The organism is Caproiciproducens puteiluti (assembly GCF_052442865.1).
In the GTDB taxonomy this organism is placed as follows: domain Bacteria; phylum Bacillota; class Clostridia; order Oscillospirales; family Acutalibacteraceae; genus Caproiciproducens.
This window is the reverse complement of the sequence record NZ_CP194790.1, coordinates 1,477,165-1,498,065: the sequence shown is the minus strand read 5'-3', so window position 1 is coordinate 1,498,065 and position 20,901 is coordinate 1,477,165. Positions and strand designations below refer to the sequence as shown.

Below are 20,901 nucleotides of genomic sequence, written 5' to 3'. Positions count from 1 at the left end.
TTAAGTTGTAGAATTGATATCCGTTTCTCCCCGTTTTTGGGGCCGGAAGCGTATCCCGTCTTACAGCCGCAAACGGATTTGCTGTGAAAAGGGAAAATCAACTGAAAAAAGAGGATGACAAGTATGAGTCAGTTCGTGAAACGAGAAAAATTCATTCCATACAATCTGCCCAACATCACCGATCTGGAAATCAACGAGGTCGTCGACACGCTGAAATCCGGCTGGGTGGCCAAAGGTCCCCGGACCAACGAATTCGAGAACGAATTCGCCGCATATCTGGGCGCGAAGCACGCCATCGCCATGAATTCCTGTACGGCGGCGCTGCACGTGGCGCTGCTGACAAAGGACATCGGCCCGGGCGACGAGGTCATTACCACGCCGATGACGTTCGCCTCCACCGCGAACACGATTCTCCACACGGGCGCGACCCCTGTCTTTGCGGACGTGGATTTTAAAACCGCCTGCATCGACCCGGATGAAATCGAAAAGAAAATCACGCCGAAAACCAAAGCGATCGTTCCGGTGCATTACAGCGGACAGGTCTGCGACCTTGACCGGATTTATGAGATTGCCGACAGGCACGGCCTGTTTGTTTCGGAGGACGCCGCGCACGCCCTCTGGAGCCGTTACAAGGGCAGGCTGATCGGCAGCAGGCTTCCGGGCGCCGCTTCCTACAGCTTTTACGCCACGAAGAACCTGTGCACGGGCGACGGCGGCATGCTGGTCACCGACGACGACGAAATCGACCGCAGAGCACGCATCTTCGCCGGACAGGGCATGAGCAAAAACGCATGGAACCGCTACGCCAAGGGCGGCACCTGGAAATACGACATCTGCGAGCCCGGCTTCAAGTACAACATGTTTGACATTCAGGCGGCGCTCGGCTTAAAGCAGCTGTCCCGTCTGGAGGAGATGCAGGCGGCGCGCCTGAAGATCGCCGCGAAATATCAGGAGGCGTTCGGCAAAATCGACGCGATGGACCCGCCGTACGTTCCCGACTACACGACGCACTGCTGGCATCTGTACGTCGTGCGCATCGTCCCCGAGCTGCTGACCATTGACCGCGACCGGTTCATCACCGAGCTGAACGAGCGCAACGTCGGAACCAGCGTGCATTTCATCCCGGTAACGTATATGAGCGCCTACACGGACCGTTACGGCTACAAAGAGGGCGATTTCCCGAATGCCGAAAAGCATTTCGACCGCCTGATTTCCCTGCCGCTCTACCCCACCATGACGGACGAGGAAGTCCAGTATGTCATCGACGCCGTCAAAGATATTGTGGAAACCTATCACAAATAACCGCCGATATTCCCGACGGGACCGATCAAGCATATCCGAATAGAAGAAGGCGCTGTACCAGGACGGTCAGCACTTCGTTTAAGTAAAAAAGATAACCGCGGCTTTGGACGAGCGGTTATCTTTTTTTGCATACAAAAAACGGAGCCGTGTAACGCTGCACGGCTCCGTTTTCCCTACGGGTCTTTATTTGTTATCCTCGTAAATGATCCTGAGGCCTTCGAGCAGAAGCGTGTCGCAGAAATGGATGCTGCGTTTACACAGCGGAACGATTTCACGCGAAAGGCCGCCTGTGGCGACGACCTCGCATTTCTCCCCAAGCTCCGCTTCCATACGCTCGATCATGCCGTCGATCATACAGGCGGTTCCCAGCAGAATGCCCGAACGCATGCTCTCAATCGTATTGTTCCCGATGACGCTCTTTGGCGGATCGAGACTGATGCGCGGAAGCTGCGCAGTACGGCGGGTCAGCGCGTCCAGAGAGATCGCGACACCCGGAATAATGGCGCCGCCCAGCATATTTTTATCCCTGTCCATCACCTCAAAGGTCGTCGCGGTCCCCATGTCCAGAACAATACACGGACCGTCGAACATTTTGCCGGCGGCGACACAGCCGACAACGAGATCCGCACCGGTCAGTTCGGGGTGTTCGATTTTGTTTTGAATGCCGGTTTTTGTCTTCGGCCCGACACAGATCGGTTCCACCCCGGTCAGGTAGCGGATGGCGCGTACGATATACGTGGTGAGCGGCGGAACCACCGAGCTGATCGCCGCGCCCGTAATATCGCACAGCGAAACGCCGTGGATGTCCAGAATATCCCGCAGTTCTATGGCGTACTGGTCCTCCATACGGGAGCAGTCGGTCGCCATACGGGAGACAAAAAGCAGCTTTTTATCGTCGTAAACACCGATTGTTATATTGGTATTGCCCATATCCAATGTCAGAATCATCCTCTTAACTCCCCATCTTTTTCAGATTCTCAAATTATACCAACTATTTTTTTAATATGCAATGCTAAATTGATAATAATTTAACGATTATTGCAAAAGAAATTCTTTCCCTGTATAATCTAATTTGCGCGATTTTTGTCTTACCGTGTTTTTCCAGGGAAAAAAAGGGGAAAACCGACCTAACTGCATAAAAATGCCTCGGCAGAGATTGCCGGGGCTTATTTACGGAATAAATTCTGAATCAGAACAGCGCACTGATAGAACATTGCGGACCAGTACCAGGCCGTAACCAGCTGGTAAATTGCCGTAACGGCCGTCCATTTCAGGCTGCCCATCTCCCGGCGTACGGCGGACAGCGCCGCGACGCAAGGGGTGTAAAGCAGCACGAAAATCAAATAGGAGCACGCGCTCAGCGTGGTGAAGTTCGCGCGCAGGGCGTCTGTCAGGCTGCCCGGATACAGCACGCTCATGGTGCTGATGACGGACTCCTTCGCGACAAGCCCCGTCAGAAGCGCGACCACCGGTTTCCAGGTGCCGAAGCCGCAGAGCGTAAAAACGGGGGCAATCGCCCTGCCCACCACGGCGATGATGCTGTTTGAGCTGTCGCTGGTCATCCGCAGCCCGACGGTAAAGGACTGGAGAAGCCATACCGCCACCGTCGCAATAAACACGGTGGTCCCGGCTCTCTGCAGAAAATCGCCCACCCGGCGGCGGACGTGAAGCCAGACCGTCCGCACCGTGGGCAGCCGGTAATCCGGCAGCTCCATGACGAACGGCGCGGGGGGCCCCTTCAGGATACTGTTTTTGAACAGCAGCGCGGACAGAAGGCCGATGAGAATGCCGAAGGAGTAAATCAGGAACATGGCAAGCGGTTTGCTGCCAACGAAAAACGCCGCGATAAACAGGGAATAAATCGGAGTTTTCGCGCTGCAGGACATGAACGGCGTAATCAGGATGGTCAGCCGCTTATCCTTTTCGCTCTCCAGAATCCGGGTTCCCATGACCGCCGGAACGGTACAGCCGAAACCCATCAAAAGCGGTACGAACGCGCGCCCGGACAGCCCGATGCGGCGCATCGGCGCGTCCATGATAAAGGCGGCGCGCGCCATGTAGCCGCTGTCCTCCAGCAAGGAAAGCAGCAGGAAGAGCAGCAGGATCTGCGGCAGAAATTCCAGCACCGCCCCCACCCCCGCTATGATCCCGTCCACAATCAGGCTGCGCAGCCAGGACGAAGCACCGGCGGACACGAGCGCTGCGTCCGCGTTCGGAGAAAGGCAGGCTGAGATAAAATAGTCAACGCCGTGGACCAGATAAGAGCCCACGGAACCAAAGGTAATGTAAAAGACGAAAAAGATCAGCAGAAAGAACACGGGAATGGCCAGAAAGCGGTTGGTCGCAATCCAGTCGATTTTTTCCGAGACGCTTCTGACCGACGCGCTGTGCTTTTTTACGGCTTTTCGCGTTATGGCCTCTATGTAACGGTACCGCGCGTCGGCCAGCGCCGTATCCGGGTCTTTGCTGTCCTTCCCCGGTTTGGGAACAGGATGGTAGGCTGCCGGCTTTCCTGCCGCGCTGTCCGCGGCTTTCAGAAGCCCGGACAGCCCCTCCCCCTTTGACGCCGAAATCGGTACAACCGCAATGCCGGTCAGCCGGGACAGCAGCGCACAGTCCACCGAATCCCCGCGTTTTTCCACTACATCCATCATATTCATCGCGATGACGAGCGGGATGTTCAGCTCCATGAGCTGCGTAGTGAGATACAGATTCCGCTCAATATTGGACGCGTCGACAATATCGATAATCAAATCCGGCCTTTCCCGTTCAAGGAACCTTCCGGCGATCGCTTCCTCCGGCGAGTACGGCACGAGCGAATAAATACCCGGCAGATCCACGATTTCCAGCGTATCGTTCCCATACCGGGCGCTGCCGCTTTTCTTTTCCACGGTTACGCCGGGCCAGTTTCCCACATAAGCGGTGGAGCCGGTCAGGGCGTTGAACAGAGTCGTTTTTCCGCAGTTGGGATTTCCCGCAAGCGCAACGACATAATGATTTGTTGTTTTACGATCATTCATAGGCAGTCCTTAATGAAAAAACAGTCTGACGGTCAGCGCCGAAACCACAAAAGCGGTCAGGTCGGCGGTTACCGCCGCGGGAATCGTATGACGCGTTTTTTTGACGCCGACCGAACCGAAATACACGGCGATAGCGTAAAAGGTCGTCTCGGTGGAGCCGGACATCACCGACGCCACGCGGCCCGCAAAGCTCTCCGTGCCGTTGTTCTGAAAAATCTGTGCCAGAACCGCCGTCGCGCCGCTGCCGGAAACCGGCTTGATGAGCGCAAGCGGCATCACCTCCGGCGGCAAACCCAATAAACGGGCGGCGGGCGCCAGAAGCGAGGAAAGGATATCCAGAGCGCCGGAGGCGTTCAGCATGGATACCGCCATCATCAGCCCCACAAGGGAGGGAAGGATGGAGATGGAGGAAGAAAAGCCCTCCTTTGCCCCGGCGACGAAGGTGTCGAACAGGGGCACGCCGCGCATCAGCCCGAACAGCACGATCAGGAAAACGACCACGGGGATGGCGTACACGCCCAGTTTATCCACTTTTTCTTCCCTCCAGCAGCTTTGCGGCCGTAACCCCCACGGCAAGCGCGCAGACGGAAGTCAGCCACACCGCCGGCAGAATGTCAAACGGGGCGGGTGAACCGTACTGAGCCCGCAGGGTCCCCATAAAGGTGGGGATCAGCTGAATGGATGCGGAATTGATCACGACGAACATGACCATGGAATTGTCCGCGGTCTGTGTCGGGTTCAGCTTCGCCATTTCCTTCATGGCGGCAATTCCCAAGGGCGTGGCGGCATTTCCGAGGCCCAGCAGGTTTGCGGTAACGTTCATGCAGATCGCTTTTTCGGCGGGACTCCCTTTTTTCAGATTCGGGAAAATCCGCCGCATCAGCGGGTCAAACAGCTTGGACAGCATCAGTGTAATCCCGCCCGCGTCCGCGATTTTCATCAGACCGGTCCAGGCACACATCATGCCCATCATGGTAATGACCAGTTCCACCGCGCCGGCCGTCCCGCTCATAATTCCGGCGGACAGCTGCGGCATCCGCCCCGTAACGACGGCGCAGATAACGCTCAGCACAATCAGCCCCGCCCAAATATAATTCAGCAGTGCGCTCACCCCTTTCCGGATTGTTCCGTATTATATGTATTCATAAAATTTTCCGCTTATCACATATTTTTTTGCTTTCCAAACATGCATTTAATTGACATTTTTGGAAAAATATACTATAATTTTGTCGTTAAATTGAATAATCAAACACTGATTTTAAAGTGAAAGGTGATGAATAAAATGAAGTCTACCGGTATTGTGCGCAAAGTTGACGAATTAGGGAGAATTGTGTTGCCAAAGGAGCTCAGAATAACCCTTAACATAAACGAAAAGGACCCTCTGGAGATTTTTGTTGATGAGGATGGCAAGATCATTCTGAAAAAATACGAGCCTGCCTGTATTTTTTGCAACAGCATGAATGACATTGTTTCGTTTAAAGGCCATAATGTCTGTCACGAGTGCATGAAGAAAATCGCAAACAGGCTGGAGGAATAACGGCGTTAAAGCCGCCCTGCGCTGCAGGGCGGCTGATTTTTTTCATTTCCCCTTGCCATGAATGAAGAAAAGAATTATGATAAGAATAATTCCATAGTAAATACGGAGATGGCAAAATGAAATTATCCCAGAGTGAAAGACAGTATTTTACGGACTGTTCCCTGGAACTGCTGAAATCCGAGATCGTTCAGCGGATGGGGACGTTTATTCAGCACGCCAATGTTTCGTGCCTGGAGCACAGCATTTCCGTGGCTTATTACAGTTACTGGCTGTGCAGAAAACTGAATCTGAACGTAGACTGCCGGAGTATCATCCGGGGCGCGCTGCTGCATGATTTCTTTCTGTACGACTGGCACGTGACGAAGAACCCCAAGGGCCTTCATGGCTTTAAGCATCCTCTGACCGCGCTGGAAAACGCCGAGGAGCACTTTTCACTTAACGACTGTGAAAAGGAGATCATCGTCAAACACATGTGGCCGCTGACGCTGACCCCGCCGAAGTGCAGGGAGGCGCTGATCGTCAGCCTTTCGGACAAATTCTGCTCCATCATTGAGATTTTGAGAATCTACCCCGCGCTGATTTCCCGATAGCGCGGCTGATTGTCCCGCATCCATTCTGACACGAAAACAGGACGGAGGAATCAGATGATTAAACTGAGCGACAGAGTCTATTACACCGCGCACAATGACGAGACGGACAGACCGGTTTTGGGCTATGTGCAGGGCGACCGGTACGCGTTGATGGTGGATGCCGGCAATTCCTCCAAGCACGCGGAGCTTTTCCTGCAAAGCCTTCGGGAGGAGCGTCTGCCCTACCCTGATTATGTGGCGATCACGCACTGGCACTGGGACCACATTTTCGGCATGGACACGGTTCGGGCCAAGGCGATTACAAACACGCTTACCGATCACCAGCTGAAGAAAATGCAGCTTTGGAAATGGGACGACGCTTCGATGGATCTGCGCGCCGCAAACGGAGAGGAAAGCCCGGTCTGTAACCGGAATATCCGGAAGGAATTGCCCGACCGGTCAGGGCTGACGATTAAAAGCGGTGATATTGTCTACGACAGCCGGCTGACCGTAGATTTAGGCGGTGTTCACTGCGAGCTGATCCGTGTCGGGGGCTGTCACAGCGAAGACTGCTCCGTTGTTTTTGTGCCGGAGGAGAAGGTCCTGTTTATCGGAGACGCGGACTGCGGCGGCAGTAAAACGGAGAATCCCCTCGAAAAGACCGAAAAGCTTCTTGCTCTCTTTGAAAGCCTTGATTTCGAGCTCTGCGTGCGCGGACATACTGAGCACGAAGGCAGGCACGATTTTCTGGCTTCCCTCAGGGAGGACATTGAACAATACCGCAGGGAAAGCGATAAGCGGTCCGTGTAATAAAGCATACATATTGATGATCAACCTGCAAAAAAAGCCCGGAGAAGCGTCTGACGACGCCAATCCGGGCTCTTTTACTTCTTGTCAGTAATTCTCTCCCCGACGTTACGGCGAAAGCGCCTATAAAAGCCGGGTATCGTTGATAATCAGCTCAAACTGCAGGCCGAGGTAAATCGCCGCCTGACGGCAAAGCACCATGCGGGTCATAAAGATTTCAAAATACTCCATGACGGGGCAAATCTGCGTATCGATCTTAATGTCGAGCATAGCGGTCTTTTTTTCGGCGTCCACCTTGGTGGACGCCCGTTCCACGGCGTAATTGACACGGTCGTGGATATCCGCGCCGACGGTTTCCTTGTCGCGGACGCGGGTGCGGCGCACATCTCCTTTGTCGGAAAGGATCAGCGCCGCGGCAATCGGATTGACGGCGGCCGCGGTCCCCTCGTCGTGATTGCCGATGGCGGCGACGATCAGGGCCACTTCGTTCGGGGGCATCCCGAGCCGGTTCAAAATCTGAAAGGCCATCAGCGCGCCGCTCTGGGCATGGTCGACACGGTTGACCACATTGCCGATATCGTGCATGTATCCCGCAATGGCCGCCAGCTCGCAGGTACGGTCGTCGTAGTGCAGGGTGCGCAAAATATAGCTTGCGTAATTGGAGGAACGCTTGGCGTGGGCAAAGCCGTGCTCCGTATAGCCGATTACCCCCAGATTCTCGTTGCCGTTGGTGATATACGCATTGATTTCTTCATTTTTTAAGATGTCTTCGAGATCGACGTGATTATATTTTTCCATTTATTCTCCGTTTACTGCGTCAGCATCCGATACATTGCTTCCAGGCACACCTGTGCGTGAACCATGAAGCGGTCAATGTCAATATTCTCATTCGTGTTGTGCAGGCGGCGGTCGGGTTCGTCGGGGAAAAACGGGCCAAACGCGACGGCGCGGCCTTCAAAGGCGCGCGCGTAGGTTCCGCCGCCGGTGGCGTAGAGCTCCGCCGGTTTGCCGGTAACCGCCGCGTAGGCATCCTGAAGCAGGGTGATGAACGGACTGCTTTCCGGAAGGAAGAGCGGCTTATTTTCCTGACTCAGCGTAGTTTCCAGTCCGTACTGCAGAGCCTTTTCCGCGATGGAAGCAAAGATATCCTTTCCCTTTGCGGTAACCGGATAGCGGATATCGATTCCGACAGACGCGGAACTGTCATAAATGCCGGCAAGCCCGAGGTTCAGCGTCAGGGGACCGGATTCCTCGTCGCTTACGTAAACGCCGAGAGATTCGCCGTGCAGCTCAGTCCCGATATTCCGGTTGACAAAGCTGATCAGCCCGCCGAGCTCTTCCTCGGAAAAGATTTCACCCAGCAGTTTCATCAGATGGGTCGCGGCGTTGAAGCCCTCCTGCGGCTGCATGGCATGGGACGCTTTGCCGATGGACGTAATTTCGGTCCCGTCCTCCGTTTTTTCAAAGCTGAAATCCCCTTCCATACGGGAAGCGGCGCTTTGGAGCCTTGCAAGGACTTCGTCCGTACACATCACGACCGCCTTCGCCTTGGCGGGAACGGCGTTGACGACGGTACCGGCGGAAAATTCGCGGACCACCGCCGAGCTGTGCTCCCGTGAGGAGACAGCCAGACGCATGATCCCCTTTTCGCGGTTGCAGATACCGTACTCGGAATCCGGGGTGAACGCCATAACGGGCATCTGCTCCGATTTCAGGTACATTTCAAGATCGTTGCTCGCGGTTTCCTCCCCCGCGCCGAAAATAACCCGCAGGCGGCGTTTCGACTGAATATTTTCATCCTTCAGAGCTTTTAAGCAATACAGGGCGACCACCGCCGCTCCCTTGTCGTCCGCCGTGCCGCGGCCATAGTACAGGTTTCCCTTTCTGGTGAGCGTAAACGGGTCGGTATCCCAGCCCTCACCCGCCGGTACGACATCCATGTGGGCGACCACCGCGGCGACCTCGTTCCCCTCTCCGTACTCCGCGTGACCGGCATAGTTTCCGACATTCTTTGTGGTAAAGCCCATATCGGCGGCCATTTGCAAAACCCGGTTCAAAGCCTCTGCGGGCGCCTTGCCGAACGGCATTCCCTCCACGGCCTCGCCGCGCACGGACGGGATGGCAACCAGCTGTGTCAAATCATGTATGATCGCATCCTGGTATTTCAAAATTTTGCTTCCAAAACTCACGGATATTCTTCCTTTCCTGTTTATGTCGCTTGTTATGTTGCTTTTATAGTCGATTAACTTTAAAAATGGCTAAGGATTTGCGAGGACATTTTTCGTGCTGTAAGGCAGACGACGAAGTCAGGCTGGCGCCTGACGAGGAGGATAACGCAACAGCACGGAAAATAGACCGCAAAGACTGGATGGTTTTGAAGTTAATTGACTATATTATAGCACAAAAAATACCAAAAAATAAGGGTGAACCGAAGCCCACCCTGTAAAATCGCTATTAAATTTATCCGATCGCAGAGGGATACTTGCCGCGGATGACCGCAAGCGCCTCTTCGTCCGCGACAACCGTCAGGTCGTTGTGGAGCTGAAGGATGGACGCGGGGACTTCCGGGGTAATCGGCCCGAAGAGTGAACGGCAGAGGATCTCTGCTTTGCTGGAGCCGTTGGCAACCAGAAGAATCTTTTTCGCCTGCATGATCGCTTTGATGCCCATCGTGAGAGCACGCTGCGGCACTTCCGAGGCGTTTTCAAAGAAACGCGCGTTTGCATCGATGGTTTTCTGTTTCAGCTTCACACAGTGCGTCGTTTTGTCAAAGTCGTCGTCCGGCTCGTTGAACCCGATGTGGCCGGTGTGCCCGATGCCCAGAAGCTGCAGGTCGATACCGCCCAGGCTGGTGATGACGTTGTCGTACCGTTTACATTCCGCGTCGATGTCCTTTGCAAGCCCGTTCGGGACATTCGTGTTCTCGATCGGAAGATTGACCTGGCTGAAGAAATTTGCATTCATATAATAACGGTAGCTCTGCTCATGCTCGCCCGACAGCCCGCAATATTCGTCAAGATTGACGCTGTGTACCTTTGAGAAGTCGATATCGTCTTTTTTATACCATTCTATCAGCTGCTTGTATACACCAAGCGGTGTGGAACCGGTGGCAAGACCCAAAACCGAATTTGGAAACAGAATAACCTGTGCGGAAATAATGTTGGCCGCTTTCCGGCTCATGCTCTGATAATCCGGTGCGCTGATAATTTTCATAAAACTCTTCCTTTCCTGTGGCGGCTGAAGCTCGCAAATAAAAATTATTTTTATTTGCGGCGGAAATTATAGAAAATTTCTTTTCTAAATCAAATTATAGCACAAAAAGCAAAAAAAACTACGGGGCAAAATCAATCAATCTTACCCCGCAGTATGTCCATTATTTATGCACTCCATCCAACAGTGCGATCGCTTTCTCCCAGGGTACCGGCGGACTGATGAAGTACCCCTGAATCATCCTGCAGCCGCAGCTGTAAATACAGTCGACCTGGGCCTGCGTTTCCACGCCCTCCGCAATGACCTCCAGATTCAGCCTTTTGGCCAGCCGGACAATCATGTCCACAATATCGCGTCCCACCCGGTCGGTTACCACCTCATCGATAAAGCTTTTATCGATTTTCACCGAATGGATGGGGAGATTTTTCAGATAGGTCAGCGAAGAAAATCCCGTCCCAAAATCGTCAAGGTACACGGAAATGCCGTGGCCGCTCAGAATTTCGAGCTTTTTAATCACCCCGTCGAAAGATTCTATGAGGGTGGATTCCGTTACCTCGATCGCCACGCTGCCGGGAGCCAGCCCGTAGTAGCAGAAGCGTTCCAGCACATAATCCACGTAGTCCGCCTGCAGGAGCTCCACAGGGGAGGTGTTGAAGGAAACCCTTAGCCCGCGACCCTGTACTTCCTGTGCAAAAGCAAACGTCCGGTCGACGACAAACCGTCCCAGTTCCTTGATGAAGCCGGTGTTTTCCGCCATCGCGATAAACGTAACCGGCGATACCATCCCGAATTTGGCGCTGTTCCAGCGGGCCAGGGACTCAAAGCCGACAATCGCCTTTTTCTCATAATCGTACTGCGGTTGAAAATAACAGCAGAGCTCGCCATTGTGAATGGACAGCTTAAGCTCCCGCTGCATCTGATGCTGGCGGTCAATCGTAATTCCGAATTCTTCGTTGAACAGGGCATAGCTTCCCTTCGACGAGCTCTTCGCTTCATGCAGGACAAATTCGCCGCGATTAATGATTTCGTCAAACCTGTCTTCCTCGATAATTTCACGGCAATTAAACAGGATAGCGCCGATGCTGCACGTCAGCTGAATGATGTTATCATGAATCAGAAACGGCTCCTCAAACAGACGCAGAATATTTTTAGCGTAGCTTTCAAGCTCTTCCGAAGTATTCACATTGGAAATCAGCAGGGTGAACTCATCCCCCCCGATTCTGCCGACCAGCATGTTTTCTCCTTCCACAGAGGCCAGACGGGCCGCCGCCGAAGCGAGGAAAGAGTCCCCGATGTCACTCCCAAAGGTATTATTGACCGACTGGAAGTTGTCGATGTCGAGAAAAAAAGCCGCTCCGTTTTTGCTTTCCGCACGGCAGAGCCCGATCCATTCGGAAATATTCTTTTTCACTCCCTTGCGGTTCGGCAGATTCGTCAGAGGGTCGGTGTAAGTGTAATAGCTGATGTCCTCTTTGCGCCGCATATTCGCTTCATAGCTGCTTTTTTTAAATTTAAAAAAGCCGATGGAGGCAACGACGAATTCAAGAATCAGCAGTCCGAATAAAATTCCGCTCATGATCAGGATCTGATTGCCCGGAGCCATCATTTTATTTTTTTCCACCGTGACCACAAACATCCAGCCGTCCGTTCCCCGAATGCCGCTGTATCCAACCAGCCTGTCGATTCCGTTAACCTTACAGACTCCTTTGCCCGACTGTCGGGACAGAAAGTCCTCCTTCATTTTACTGATCTCCGTGTGTGAGGACTGTGCTCCTATGTATTGAAAGAAGTTGCTGAACTGATCCTGGCCGCTCCGGTTGGAAACCACCGTTCCGTCATGGGAAATAATATAAATGGAATAATCCGAATCAACGGCAATATTATCCATGATGTTCAGCTCTTCATCATCCGGCGTCGTCGCGACCAGTACGCCGACAATTTTTCGTGTACGGATCACCGGCACCGCATACGCGATAATTTTGTTTTGGGGGGCAAACAGATCATAGAGTTCCCCCGAAATATTGGCGTGACCGGCCAGTGCCTTCTGAAAGTATTCCCTTTCTTTAATCATCATCGTCTTGCCGTCGTTGGTAACCGCCCGGCCCGACCTGTCGACATAAGCCACCCGCACGAAATTCTTTCTTCTGGCTTCATCCGAAAGGACCTTCCTTTGCTCGGCCTCGCTCTGGGTAAGCCCGTTCTGCTCCGCAAGGGCGCTGAGTACATCCAGATTACCCACAATCGCCGCGCGAACCGCATTTGAACCCTGTTCCGATATTTTTTGCAGGGAGGTCTGCGTATTCGCTGTTAAAATACCGCGCACACCAAAGACAAAACCAAGCCCCAACGCAATCAATATTGCGACAATCCCGACAATAATCGGAACCATTTTATTTCTCTGGTATTTCATTTAGCCACCCATTTCGACAGATTTTGCGTAATTGAATAAGTGAATGGTTCTAAATCTTTTATGAAATGATTTTAAAATATTTTACAAACTTTTAACACTATTTAACTATAATATCGGACCTTCCTTTTTAAATTTGAGCCCGAACGAATAAATTTATTCGCCCTGCAAACAATTTCAATGAACGCAAAGTGGGGTGATATAGGATGAAAAAAAATGCGTTTCTATTTTTGACCGGAGGAACTGTGTATCCGGCGCTGGAAATGATCTGTCGCGGGAAGACGGATATTTCCATGGCTGCGGCAGGCGGGCTTTGCCTGTGCCTGATTGACCGCGTATGCAACCACACGATGAGAAGCAGACCGATTTCCGTCAAATGCTTTGCCGGTTCGGGAATTATCACTACAGTGGAATTTGCCACCGGGCTTCTTGTAAATGTCGCTCTGAAGCAGAACGTTTGGGATTATTCCGCACTGCCGCTGAACATTATGGGGCAGATCTGCGTGCCGTTTTCCCTGCTGTGGTTTGTGGTCACTCTTCCCGCCATGGGACTCTGCGGGCTGTGTGAAAAAGCCTCTTTCCTTGCCGAATAGCAGAATATCCGCCTCCCCGCATAAAACGGAGGCGGATATTTGTTTAAGAAATTTAATGGAATGCATTGACACAAGCCCCTAAAATATGATATTATTATTCTCGCACTTGTGATGGAGAGGTGTCCGAGTGGTTTAAGGAGCTAGTCTTGAAAACTAGTGATCCCGCAAGGGACCAAGAGTTCGAATCTCTTCCTCTCCGCCATCTAAAAACTTCATAATTTGTTTTGTTTTCACCAATAAGGAGAAATACCCAAGTGGTGAAGGGGCTCCCCTGCTAAGGGAGTAGGTCGGGTAACCGGCGCAAGGGTTCAAATCCCTTTTTCTCCGCCAAAGACCGACAAATTTCATTTTTGAAATTTGTCGGTCTTTTTTGTTTGTTTATAAGCTATAATAAAAATAAATGATTTATAATATGTGCATCCAAACAGGATTCTGATGAGGTAAGGGCTAATGGTCGAAAAAACTTTAAAATCCGGAATCGGTATGTCGGCGTTGTTTTGGCTTGCTTTTTGTTTTCCAAGCTTTCAATAATACATATCCTCTATTTTTTATTCTATGTTTAAGGAGGGGCAAAATGAACTACGATGCATTGATTATAATAGATATGCAGACAGCCCTTGTTGAAGGGCATCCTTATAATGAAACTATCGTTATTCAAAACATAAAGAATTTGCTGCAGGCATGCAGGAAGAAAAAAATTCCTGTTATTTACGTCCAGCACGACGGCGGGGCCGGTGATGAATTAGAGCACGGCAGCAAAGGGTGGAAAATCTACAGGGAGATTGCGCCATTGCCCGATGATAAGATTTTTGAAAAGCAGTATAACAGCGCATTCCGAAATACGGGATTGCATGAGTATCTTCAAAAAATCCATACGAAAAATATTATTATGTGTGGCATGCAAACAGAATATTGCTTCGATGTTTCCTGTAAAGTGGCCTTTGAATACGAGTACAATGTGACTGTGCCGCGAGCAACGACAACGACATTTGATAATACATTTGCAAGCGCAGAGGCTTTATCTGAATACTATGAGAATAAAATTTGGAATAATCGTTATGCTCGGGTTATTTCAATGGAGCAAACCATTTCTGAGATAGACGGCTAACTTGATATCATGGGCATAACGCGAGCCAACAGGCTGCATCTTTTATTCCTGACTTCTCAAAAGCCGCATGAATTCTGAATTCGTGCGGCTTTTCTCTAAAAGGCCTTCAGGCACTTGACAACACCGTTTCTGAATCATAGAATGACTCTGAAAAGGCTCAAAACGGAACAATACCGAAACCCACGGTGCTAGCACCGAGAGAAAACTATTGAGGCAGCGGAGCGGACAGGGGTGTTAAGTCATGTACAGGAAAAAAATCAAAGCGCAGGCTTTTGACTGCATGCAAAATTTCTATGGGACGGTACAGGAGCCGCGCATCCGTTGTTATGTCCGGTTCCATGACCATATCAGCGAAACCTCTCTTAAGAAAGCGGTTCAATTGTCTGTGGAAGCAATTCCGGAGCTTACCTGCGTATTTGATGAAAAACGGCACTGCTGGGAAAAACGGCCCTTTACCGCTGAAGACATGGTCCACCTGATAAACGTCTCAGGTGAAGGTGAAAGCTCTCCATTTCCATATTTGCTTACTGCAATCGAGCCTACCTGTGAACCTCAGATAAAAATTCTGCTTCTAAGAGACGGAAGGCATGACACGCTCTGCCTGATTATCAACCACATGGTTAGTGATGGAGCTGGCTTCAAGCAATACCTGTATCTGCTCTGTGACCTATATTCCAAGTGTGAAAAGGATGCGAGATTCAGTAAAAGTCCGGAAGCTCTCGGAAGGCGAAACCTGAATCAGCTTCTGAAAAATCTGAGTTTCAAAGAGAAACTGGCAATATTGTTTTCAAAATCGAATTATGGGAAGCCCGATCCCGCTATCGTTCTTCCGCTGACAGGGGACTCTTCCCATCCGATTATCTGCAGAACACAGATAGAAAAAGAACAATTTAACGCCATACGGCATTTTACAAATGATTGCCATGTGAGTGTAAACGACATGATCCTCACAGCGTATATCCGTGTTCTTCATCAAATAAAAGGGTGCAAAAAAATAACGGTTCCATGTCCCGTTGATTTGCGAAAATATAAAAAGGAAGGCCAGCAGTGCGGAATTTGCAACCTGACCGGAAATTACTGGTGTGACGCGGAAATAGCCCCAGGGGAAACATTTTCCGAAACCCTCCGGAAGGTGTCCGGGCAAATGCGTTCCCAAAAACAAAGCAACGATTGCCTGAAAGGACCAATGCTGTTTCATATGCTGTTCCATATACTGCCCTTTTCCGCCGTGCAGAAATCTTTTCTCAGGATTTCGCCCGTTCCCGTCACTTCCTATTCGAATTTAGGCGTCCTCGATAACGAAAGGCTCTGTTTCGGCGGGCACGAGATTGAGGACGCATTTATCAGCACGGCAGTAAAAAAGGTGCCTTACTTTCAGCTTTCAGTTTCTACCTATCAGGGACGCTGTACCTTGACGAGCAGTTTGTACGGCTCGGAGGAAGATCGAAAACTTGTCAGCGGCGTTTTAAACCAAATCGTTCAGGAAATAGGATTGAATCTTGCATAAATAGAAAAATGCCGGCAAGCCGCCACAGGCAAGACGCGTATCCGCCTATTCTACGATTTCTCCCTTTTTCTGAAAATCTTCCAGGCTGCATAACCGAAAGCAGCTATGATACACACAATCACTGCGACTGTAGAATACTGGCTGAGATAAGGCAGAGCAGATTCCCAGGCGCTTCCCAGAAAGGCGCCGGACAGAACCAGGGCAGTATTCCACACGGTACTGCCAATCATAGTCAGCACCAAGAACAGCGGAATATTCATTTCATTACATCCGGCGGGGATGGAAATCAGGCTGCGCATCAGCGGAATACAACGGCAGATAAATACGGCCTTGTTCTGATATCGGGAAAACCACTGTATAGAGCGGTTCACATATTCCGGCTTCAGATGCATAACCTGTCCGAATTTACCGGCAAACAAAGTCTTCAGGCGCTCCGCTTTTAGAATGCGCCCGAGTCCATAGAGGACGACGGCTCCAGCCAGCGAACCGAACGTGGCAAAGACAATAACCAGCAGAACATTCATGGATGTGCTGAGTGTCAAAGCCCCGCCGAACAGCAACACCACTTCCGACGGAATAGGCGGAAAAATGTTTTCAATAAAGATCAAAAGAAAAATTCCAAGATAGCCAAAACTATTAATGATGGAAATGATACCGTCCTGCATAATCGTTACCTCTGATTCCATTTAGAATGCCTTTGATTCCACAGGGTAGAACCAATATCGGCAAATTTGTAGGCAACCCAGCCCAGAATAATCCCCAGAATTGCCCCGGCAAGAACATCGCTGGGATAATGCACGTAAAGATACAGTCTGGAAAAAGCCATCAGCACAGAAAAGATGGCGATTGGAATCCACAGCCTTTTCCTGCTGAAAAACAGTGCGGAAGCCGTCGCGAAAGCAGCAGCGGTATGCCCTGACGGAAAAGAAAAATCATTTGGGCGTGGAACAAGAAGTTGAATTGCCGTGACGTCGCACGGCCTGACGCGGGCAACCCATGGTTTAAGAATCAGGTTGCTGCAGACTGCGGTCATTCCAATCGCCAGAACAATCGTAAAGCCGGCCTTCCGGTATTTGGGAATGAAGCACAGAAAGGCCGCTGTTATCAGCCAAATTGCCGCATAGTCTCCCAGTTTGGAAATGAACGGCATGATCACATCTCCAAAGCCGCTGCGTAGGTGCTGCTGGATAAAGTCCAGGAGGGAGAGCTCAAAAGAAATCAACGAATCACATCCTTTACGCATTTGGTGTTGACAGTATAACAGCAACATTTAAACTTTCGCTTTACAGCGGTTAAACAGGAGATAAACTATTACTTAAAATGCATTTGAACCCAAAGATGCCCGCCCGTACTGATTTAAGTCAGTACGGGCGGGCGTTATATGTCTCTGTTATGCTTAAGCTATCCCCCCGAAGCGGTACCCTGCACCCCACACCGTTTGAATGTAGCGTGGTCTGGCCGGGTCCTTCTCAATTTTCTCCCGCAGACGGTTGATATGAACGGCGACCGTCGCGTTATCGCCCATGGCATCCATCCCCCAAATTTTTTCATACAGTGTTTCCCGATCGAATACAATATCGACGTTCAGCATGAAAAAAAGCAACAGCTCATACTCCTTGTTTTTCAGTTCGATTTCTTTCCCATCCACATAAACACGGTGGGTATCCGTATGAACTGCAATCGTATCGATCGATACGATTGCAGGAGCTCTCCGGGAATGTGTCAGTCTGGCATATTGGGCCAGATTTGCTTTCACACGCGCCACCAGAACACCGGGAGAAAACGGCTTTTCAATATAATCGTCCGCACCGAGGCCAAGGCCGCGGATCTTATCGATATCCTCCCGGCGGGCGGTCACCATCAGAATCGGTATATCGAGCGTTTCTCTGACTTTTCGGCATACGGCAAAACCGTCCATACCCGGCAGCATCAGGTCCAGCAGAATCAGATCGAATTCTCCGCTTAAAGCCCGTTCCAGCCCTGTCATCCCATCTGCGGCAATTTCCACTTCAAAACGGTCGATTTCCAGATAATCCCGCTCGATTGCAGCGATATCTGCATCGTCTTCAACGATCAGTATTTTACTCATCGGTTCCAATCTCCTTTGGCAGCGAAACAGCAATAGTAAGCCCGCCCCCCGCAGCGTTTCGCGCTTTCACGGAACCACCCATTTGCTGCACCGCCTTTGCGACAATGGCAAGCCCAAGGCCGCTGCCCTTCTCCGGATCACGCCTTGCCGGATCCGTGCGATAAAACGTGTCAAACAGCTTCGGAAGGTCTTCCTCTGCAACGCCCGGTCCGTCGTCCGTCAATGTAACGATCGCAAAATTCTCCGTATTCTGCAAAACAATGGTCAGATGTCCCATTTCTTTGTTTTTATATTTCAAGCTGTTGTCGGCAATATTCATCAGTACGCGGTGGAGCTGTTCCGGATCGGCATTCACAGCTGCCGGTTCCAGCGCAGGCTTTACTGACAGACTCAATCCGCGTGTTGCATACTCCGCTCCAAAATTCTTGACAAAATCTTCGATCAGAGAGTCAAGGTGCAGCATTTTCATATGGAGAGGATACTCATCCAATTCCATTTTGGAAAACAGAAAAATCTGCGATACCATCCGCTCAATGTCCTCTGCCTTGGCCTTAATGGTAAGAAGATACTTTTTGCGCGCTTCCGGCGTCTTCGCAACACCATCCAGTAACCCTTCCACATACGCTTGGACGGAAGTAAGCGGTGAACGCAGGTCGTGAGAAATACCTGCAAGCAATTCCTTTTGGCTTTCCTCATGCCGCCGAGTCTGTTCCACGGATACTTTCAGTCTTGCCGCCATTTCATTGAAGTCGGCGCATACCAATGCAAACTCATCCTGATTGCCATATTGGATACGAAAGTCCAGATTGCCGTCGCGGATTTGGTGCACACCGTCCGCCAGAATATCCAGCGGACGTTCAATTTTCTGAAATACAAACTTTGTCAGAAAACGATTGGTCAGCAGGATTGAGAGGAAAATCGTAAACACCAGGATAAGCGCAACCAGTACGATCAGCATTTTTAAAGTTGCATTGGAAAATTTGGAGGAACTGCACAGTAAAAAAATTTGATAATGATCGTTTCCAACTTTAATTTGATGGGCGTAAAGGCTGCGGTTTCCGCTCGAAAGAGTCCCCTCGTTTCCAAGCGAGGCTGAAGCTTTCAAGAGAGCAGCGTCGGCGGCGTTTGCATTTCCGTATCGATAGTAATTGGAACCGTTTGCTTCAACCGTCAATGTCATTGCCTCGCGGTCAAGTAGACTGCTCAGCAAAGTCAGTTTTTCCAGACGTTCTTCCGGGGCCGCTTTTAACGCTTTTTCAACAGCGGCAGAGATTCCCTGACCTGCCTGGTAAAAATCTTCACTGTCGTCAAAGCTCAAACCCGTTCCATTTGTGGCCGAGTACCAGATAACTCCAATGCTTCCCAGTGCAATCAGCAAAGTAATGCCGACAGGGACTAGGATCATTAACAAATTAGACAGAAACAGACGCTTTTTAATGGTCATGCTGATTGCCGCCTCCAATTTATTTTATCATAGCATAAATTGATGACAGAAATGATAAACTCCAGATAAACTATTCAGGATTCCAATGTTTGTCCGGCTTCATGATCCTCAGCCTTATCTTCCGATTCCTGAGCCGGGGATTTCTTTTTTGTGATTGAGATCAGATGTGTCCTGCAGGCAAGTAATCCAACAGCGCAGACCAGAAGCACACAGGGCATCAGCGAAAAGGAAATGTTCGCGAAAAGCTGCCCAAACAGAGGGGCCATTAAAGTGTTTCCGGTGTATGCAAACGACATCTGCAAGCCCATGACCGCCTGTGCGTTTTCTTTCCCGAAATAGACGGGCGTCTGGTGCAGCATGGAAGGATAAATCGGTGCAAGCCCCAGCCCGACGAGGATAAACGCGCCGATTGCAAACAGGGCGGGTAAAGGCAGGATCATAAAAACAAAACCGACGATCAGAAAGATGGTGCCTATGCGGATTAATGCTTCGTTGCTTAATTTCATGGAAACAAACCCGCTCACCATACGCCCGACCGTTACCCCAAGGAAGAACAGCGACACCCATCCGGCCGCGCTTTCCGGTAAGACCCCCTTCATTTTCACCAGATAGCTGGCTCCCCAAAGCATCATGGAAGCTTCCATCGAGGCATTCAATAAAAAGGAAAGCATAACAAAAACAGAACCTTTTGCCCGGAGCATCGTGAGCAGGCTGTGTTTTTCTTTGCCCTGCCGTATTTCCTCCGCAGGCTCGGCTGATGGGTTTTCAAACTTTTTCCACATAGGAAGAGAGAATATCAGCAGCGCAACCAAAGCGAACTGGATAATGGATATGCTGAAATACCCGCTTCTCCAGGTGCGCCCCCAAAGTGCCAGGACGGAAATCAGTGCAGGCCCGAGCATGGCTCCCACGCCCCAGAAGCAGTGCAGCCAGTTCATATGCTTTGCCTCATAATGCTCGGCTACAAATTCATTCAGCCCCGAATCCACCGCTCCGGCTCCAAGCCCGAGCGGAACAGCACAGGCCAGCAGCCATAGAAAGGAAGGCGCCACAGAAAAGCCCAGCAGTGCAACGGCCGTCAGGGCGACGCTTACGACCGTGACTTTACCCGTACCGAACCGTCGGATCAGCCGATGCGAAAATAAGCTGGACAGGATGGTGCAGGCCGATATCATGATGGAAACGAATCCCGCGTTTCCTACCGGAACCCTGAACTCCACATTCATGATGGGCCATGAGGAACCAAGCACGGCATCCGGAAGTCCTAAACTGATAAACGCTAAATAAATCAATGCTAAAAAAATCATA

20 protein-coding genes and 2 tRNA genes are annotated in these 20,901 nt (G+C 50.9%); 9 read left to right on the top strand and 13 right to left on the bottom strand.

The window, feature by feature from the left end; genetic code table 11:
- Positions 1 to 123: 123 nt before the first annotated feature.
- The gene (locus ACRQU7_RS07140; protein WP_141827774.1) at positions 124 to 1,302 is read left to right on the top strand and encodes a DegT/DnrJ/EryC1/StrS family aminotransferase; all 1,179 of its coding nucleotides are present in this window, start codon (positions 124 to 126) and stop codon (positions 1,300 to 1,302) included.
- A 183-nt stretch (positions 1,303 to 1,485) separates the two neighbouring features.
- On the opposite strand, the gene ACRQU7_RS07135 is transcribed toward ACRQU7_RS07140, so the two are convergent.
- The 4 genes from ACRQU7_RS07135 to ACRQU7_RS07120 form a co-directional block, all read right to left on the bottom strand.
- Entirely contained in the window at positions 1,486 to 2,250 is a 765-nt protein-coding gene (locus ACRQU7_RS07135; protein WP_444644799.1) for a type III pantothenate kinase, read from the bottom strand.
- Between the two features lie 218 nt (positions 2,251 to 2,468).
- Positions 2,469 to 4,322: a ferrous iron transport protein B gene (gene feoB, locus ACRQU7_RS07130; protein WP_444644797.1), complete on the bottom strand. Its 1,854-nt coding sequence runs from the start codon at positions 4,320 to 4,322 to the stop codon at positions 2,469 to 2,471.
- 9 nt (positions 4,323 to 4,331) lie between these two features.
- Positions 4,332 to 4,853 carry a spore maturation protein gene (locus tag ACRQU7_RS07125; protein WP_444644795.1) on the bottom strand — a complete coding sequence of 174 codons (522 nt, stop codon included), beginning with the start codon at positions 4,851 to 4,853 and terminating at the stop codon, positions 4,332 to 4,334.
- Positions 4,846 to 5,394 (bottom strand): nucleoside recognition domain-containing protein, encoded by a 549-nt coding sequence (locus ACRQU7_RS07120; protein WP_444644793.1) that lies wholly within the window; start codon positions 5,392 to 5,394, stop codon positions 4,846 to 4,848. The genes ACRQU7_RS07125 and ACRQU7_RS07120 overlap by 8 nt, the downstream gene beginning before the upstream one ends.
- Positions 5,395 to 5,604: 210 nt before the next feature.
- Between ACRQU7_RS07120 and ACRQU7_RS07115 the strand changes: the two genes are divergently transcribed.
- From ACRQU7_RS07115 to ACRQU7_RS07105, 3 genes are all read left to right on the top strand, one after another.
- Positions 5,605 to 5,859 (top strand): AbrB/MazE/SpoVT family DNA-binding domain-containing protein, encoded by a 255-nt coding sequence (locus tag ACRQU7_RS07115; RefSeq protein WP_038323577.1) that lies wholly within the window; start codon positions 5,605 to 5,607, stop codon positions 5,857 to 5,859.
- Positions 5,860 to 5,975: 116 nt separating this feature from the next.
- Positions 5,976 to 6,449 carry an HD domain-containing protein gene (locus ACRQU7_RS07110; protein ID WP_038323576.1) on the top strand — a complete coding sequence of 158 codons (474 nt, stop codon included), beginning with the start codon at positions 5,976 to 5,978 and terminating at the stop codon, positions 6,447 to 6,449.
- 54 nt (positions 6,450 to 6,503) lie between these two features.
- On the top strand, positions 6,504 to 7,238 hold the full coding sequence (locus tag ACRQU7_RS07105; RefSeq protein ID WP_444644790.1) for an MBL fold metallo-hydrolase: 735 nt from the start codon (positions 6,504 to 6,506) through the stop codon (positions 7,236 to 7,238).
- A 120-nt stretch (positions 7,239 to 7,358) separates the two neighbouring features.
- Here the strand turns inward: ACRQU7_RS07105 and ACRQU7_RS07100 are convergent, their stop codons facing one another.
- The 4 genes from ACRQU7_RS07100 to ACRQU7_RS07085 all read right to left on the bottom strand — a co-directional run bounded on the left by ACRQU7_RS07100 (position 7,359) and on the right by ACRQU7_RS07085 (position 12,855).
- Complete coding sequence (locus ACRQU7_RS07100; RefSeq protein ID WP_444644788.1) at positions 7,359 to 8,033, bottom strand: HD domain-containing protein; 675 nt, start codon at positions 8,031 to 8,033, stop codon at positions 7,359 to 7,361.
- 11 nt (positions 8,034 to 8,044) lie between these two features.
- A complete protein-coding gene (locus ACRQU7_RS07095) occupies positions 8,045 to 9,403 on the bottom strand; it encodes a Sapep family Mn(2+)-dependent dipeptidase (RefSeq protein WP_444644786.1) in 1,359 nt (452 codons plus the stop codon).
- A 292-nt stretch (positions 9,404 to 9,695) separates the two neighbouring features.
- Complete coding sequence (nagB, locus tag ACRQU7_RS07090; protein WP_141827768.1) at positions 9,696 to 10,448, bottom strand: glucosamine-6-phosphate deaminase; 753 nt, start codon at positions 10,446 to 10,448, stop codon at positions 9,696 to 9,698.
- Positions 10,449 to 10,608: 160 nt separating this feature from the next.
- Positions 10,609 to 12,855 carry a bifunctional diguanylate cyclase/phosphodiesterase gene (locus tag ACRQU7_RS07085; RefSeq protein ID WP_444644783.1) on the bottom strand — a complete coding sequence of 749 codons (2,247 nt, stop codon included), beginning with the start codon at positions 12,853 to 12,855 and terminating at the stop codon, positions 10,609 to 10,611.
- 203 nt (positions 12,856 to 13,058) lie between these two features.
- Between ACRQU7_RS07085 and ACRQU7_RS07080 the strand changes: the two genes are divergently transcribed.
- The 5 genes from ACRQU7_RS07080 (at position 13,059) to ACRQU7_RS07060 (ending at position 16,060) form a co-directional block, all read left to right on the top strand.
- Positions 13,059 to 13,445: a putative ABC transporter permease gene (locus ACRQU7_RS07080; RefSeq protein ID WP_042081644.1), complete on the top strand. Its 387-nt coding sequence runs from the start codon at positions 13,059 to 13,061 to the stop codon at positions 13,443 to 13,445.
- A gap of 113 nt (positions 13,446 to 13,558) precedes the next feature.
- Positions 13,559 to 13,647 (top strand) — tRNA-Ser (locus ACRQU7_RS07075).
- 38 nt (positions 13,648 to 13,685) lie between these two features.
- Positions 13,686 to 13,775: transfer RNA gene (locus ACRQU7_RS07070), tRNA-Ser, on the top strand.
- Between the two features lie 244 nt (positions 13,776 to 14,019).
- On the top strand, positions 14,020 to 14,553 hold the full coding sequence (locus ACRQU7_RS07065; protein ID WP_444644781.1) for a cysteine hydrolase family protein: 534 nt from the start codon (positions 14,020 to 14,022) through the stop codon (positions 14,551 to 14,553).
- Positions 14,554 to 14,794: 241 nt separating this feature from the next.
- Positions 14,795 to 16,060: a hypothetical protein gene (locus tag ACRQU7_RS07060; protein ID WP_444644779.1), complete on the top strand. Its 1,266-nt coding sequence runs from the start codon at positions 14,795 to 14,797 to the stop codon at positions 16,058 to 16,060.
- A gap of 50 nt (positions 16,061 to 16,110) precedes the next feature.
- Here ACRQU7_RS07060 and ACRQU7_RS07055 read toward each other — a convergent pair whose 3' ends face one another.
- From ACRQU7_RS07055 to ACRQU7_RS07035, 5 genes are all read right to left on the bottom strand, one after another.
- Positions 16,111 to 16,725, bottom strand: coding sequence for a DedA family protein (locus tag ACRQU7_RS07055; protein ID WP_444644777.1), 615 nt, complete (start codon positions 16,723 to 16,725; stop codon positions 16,111 to 16,113).
- A 5-nt stretch (positions 16,726 to 16,730) separates the two neighbouring features.
- Positions 16,731 to 17,282, bottom strand: a complete 552-nt coding sequence (locus tag ACRQU7_RS07050; protein ID WP_444644775.1) for a phosphatase PAP2 family protein — start codon at positions 17,280 to 17,282, stop codon at positions 16,731 to 16,733.
- A 174-nt stretch (positions 17,283 to 17,456) separates the two neighbouring features.
- The gene (locus ACRQU7_RS07045; protein ID WP_444644773.1) at positions 17,457 to 18,149 is read right to left on the bottom strand and encodes a response regulator transcription factor; all 693 of its coding nucleotides are present in this window, start codon (positions 18,147 to 18,149) and stop codon (positions 17,457 to 17,459) included.
- Positions 18,142 to 19,593: an ATP-binding protein gene (locus ACRQU7_RS07040; protein ID WP_444644771.1), complete on the bottom strand. Its 1,452-nt coding sequence runs from the start codon at positions 19,591 to 19,593 to the stop codon at positions 18,142 to 18,144. The genes ACRQU7_RS07045 and ACRQU7_RS07040 overlap by 8 nt, the downstream gene beginning before the upstream one ends.
- Before the next feature lie 74 nt (positions 19,594 to 19,667).
- Positions 19,668 to 20,900, bottom strand: a complete 1,233-nt coding sequence (locus ACRQU7_RS07035; RefSeq protein WP_444644769.1) for an MFS transporter — start codon at positions 20,898 to 20,900, stop codon at positions 19,668 to 19,670.
- Between the last annotated feature and the right edge of the window lies 1 nt (position 20,901).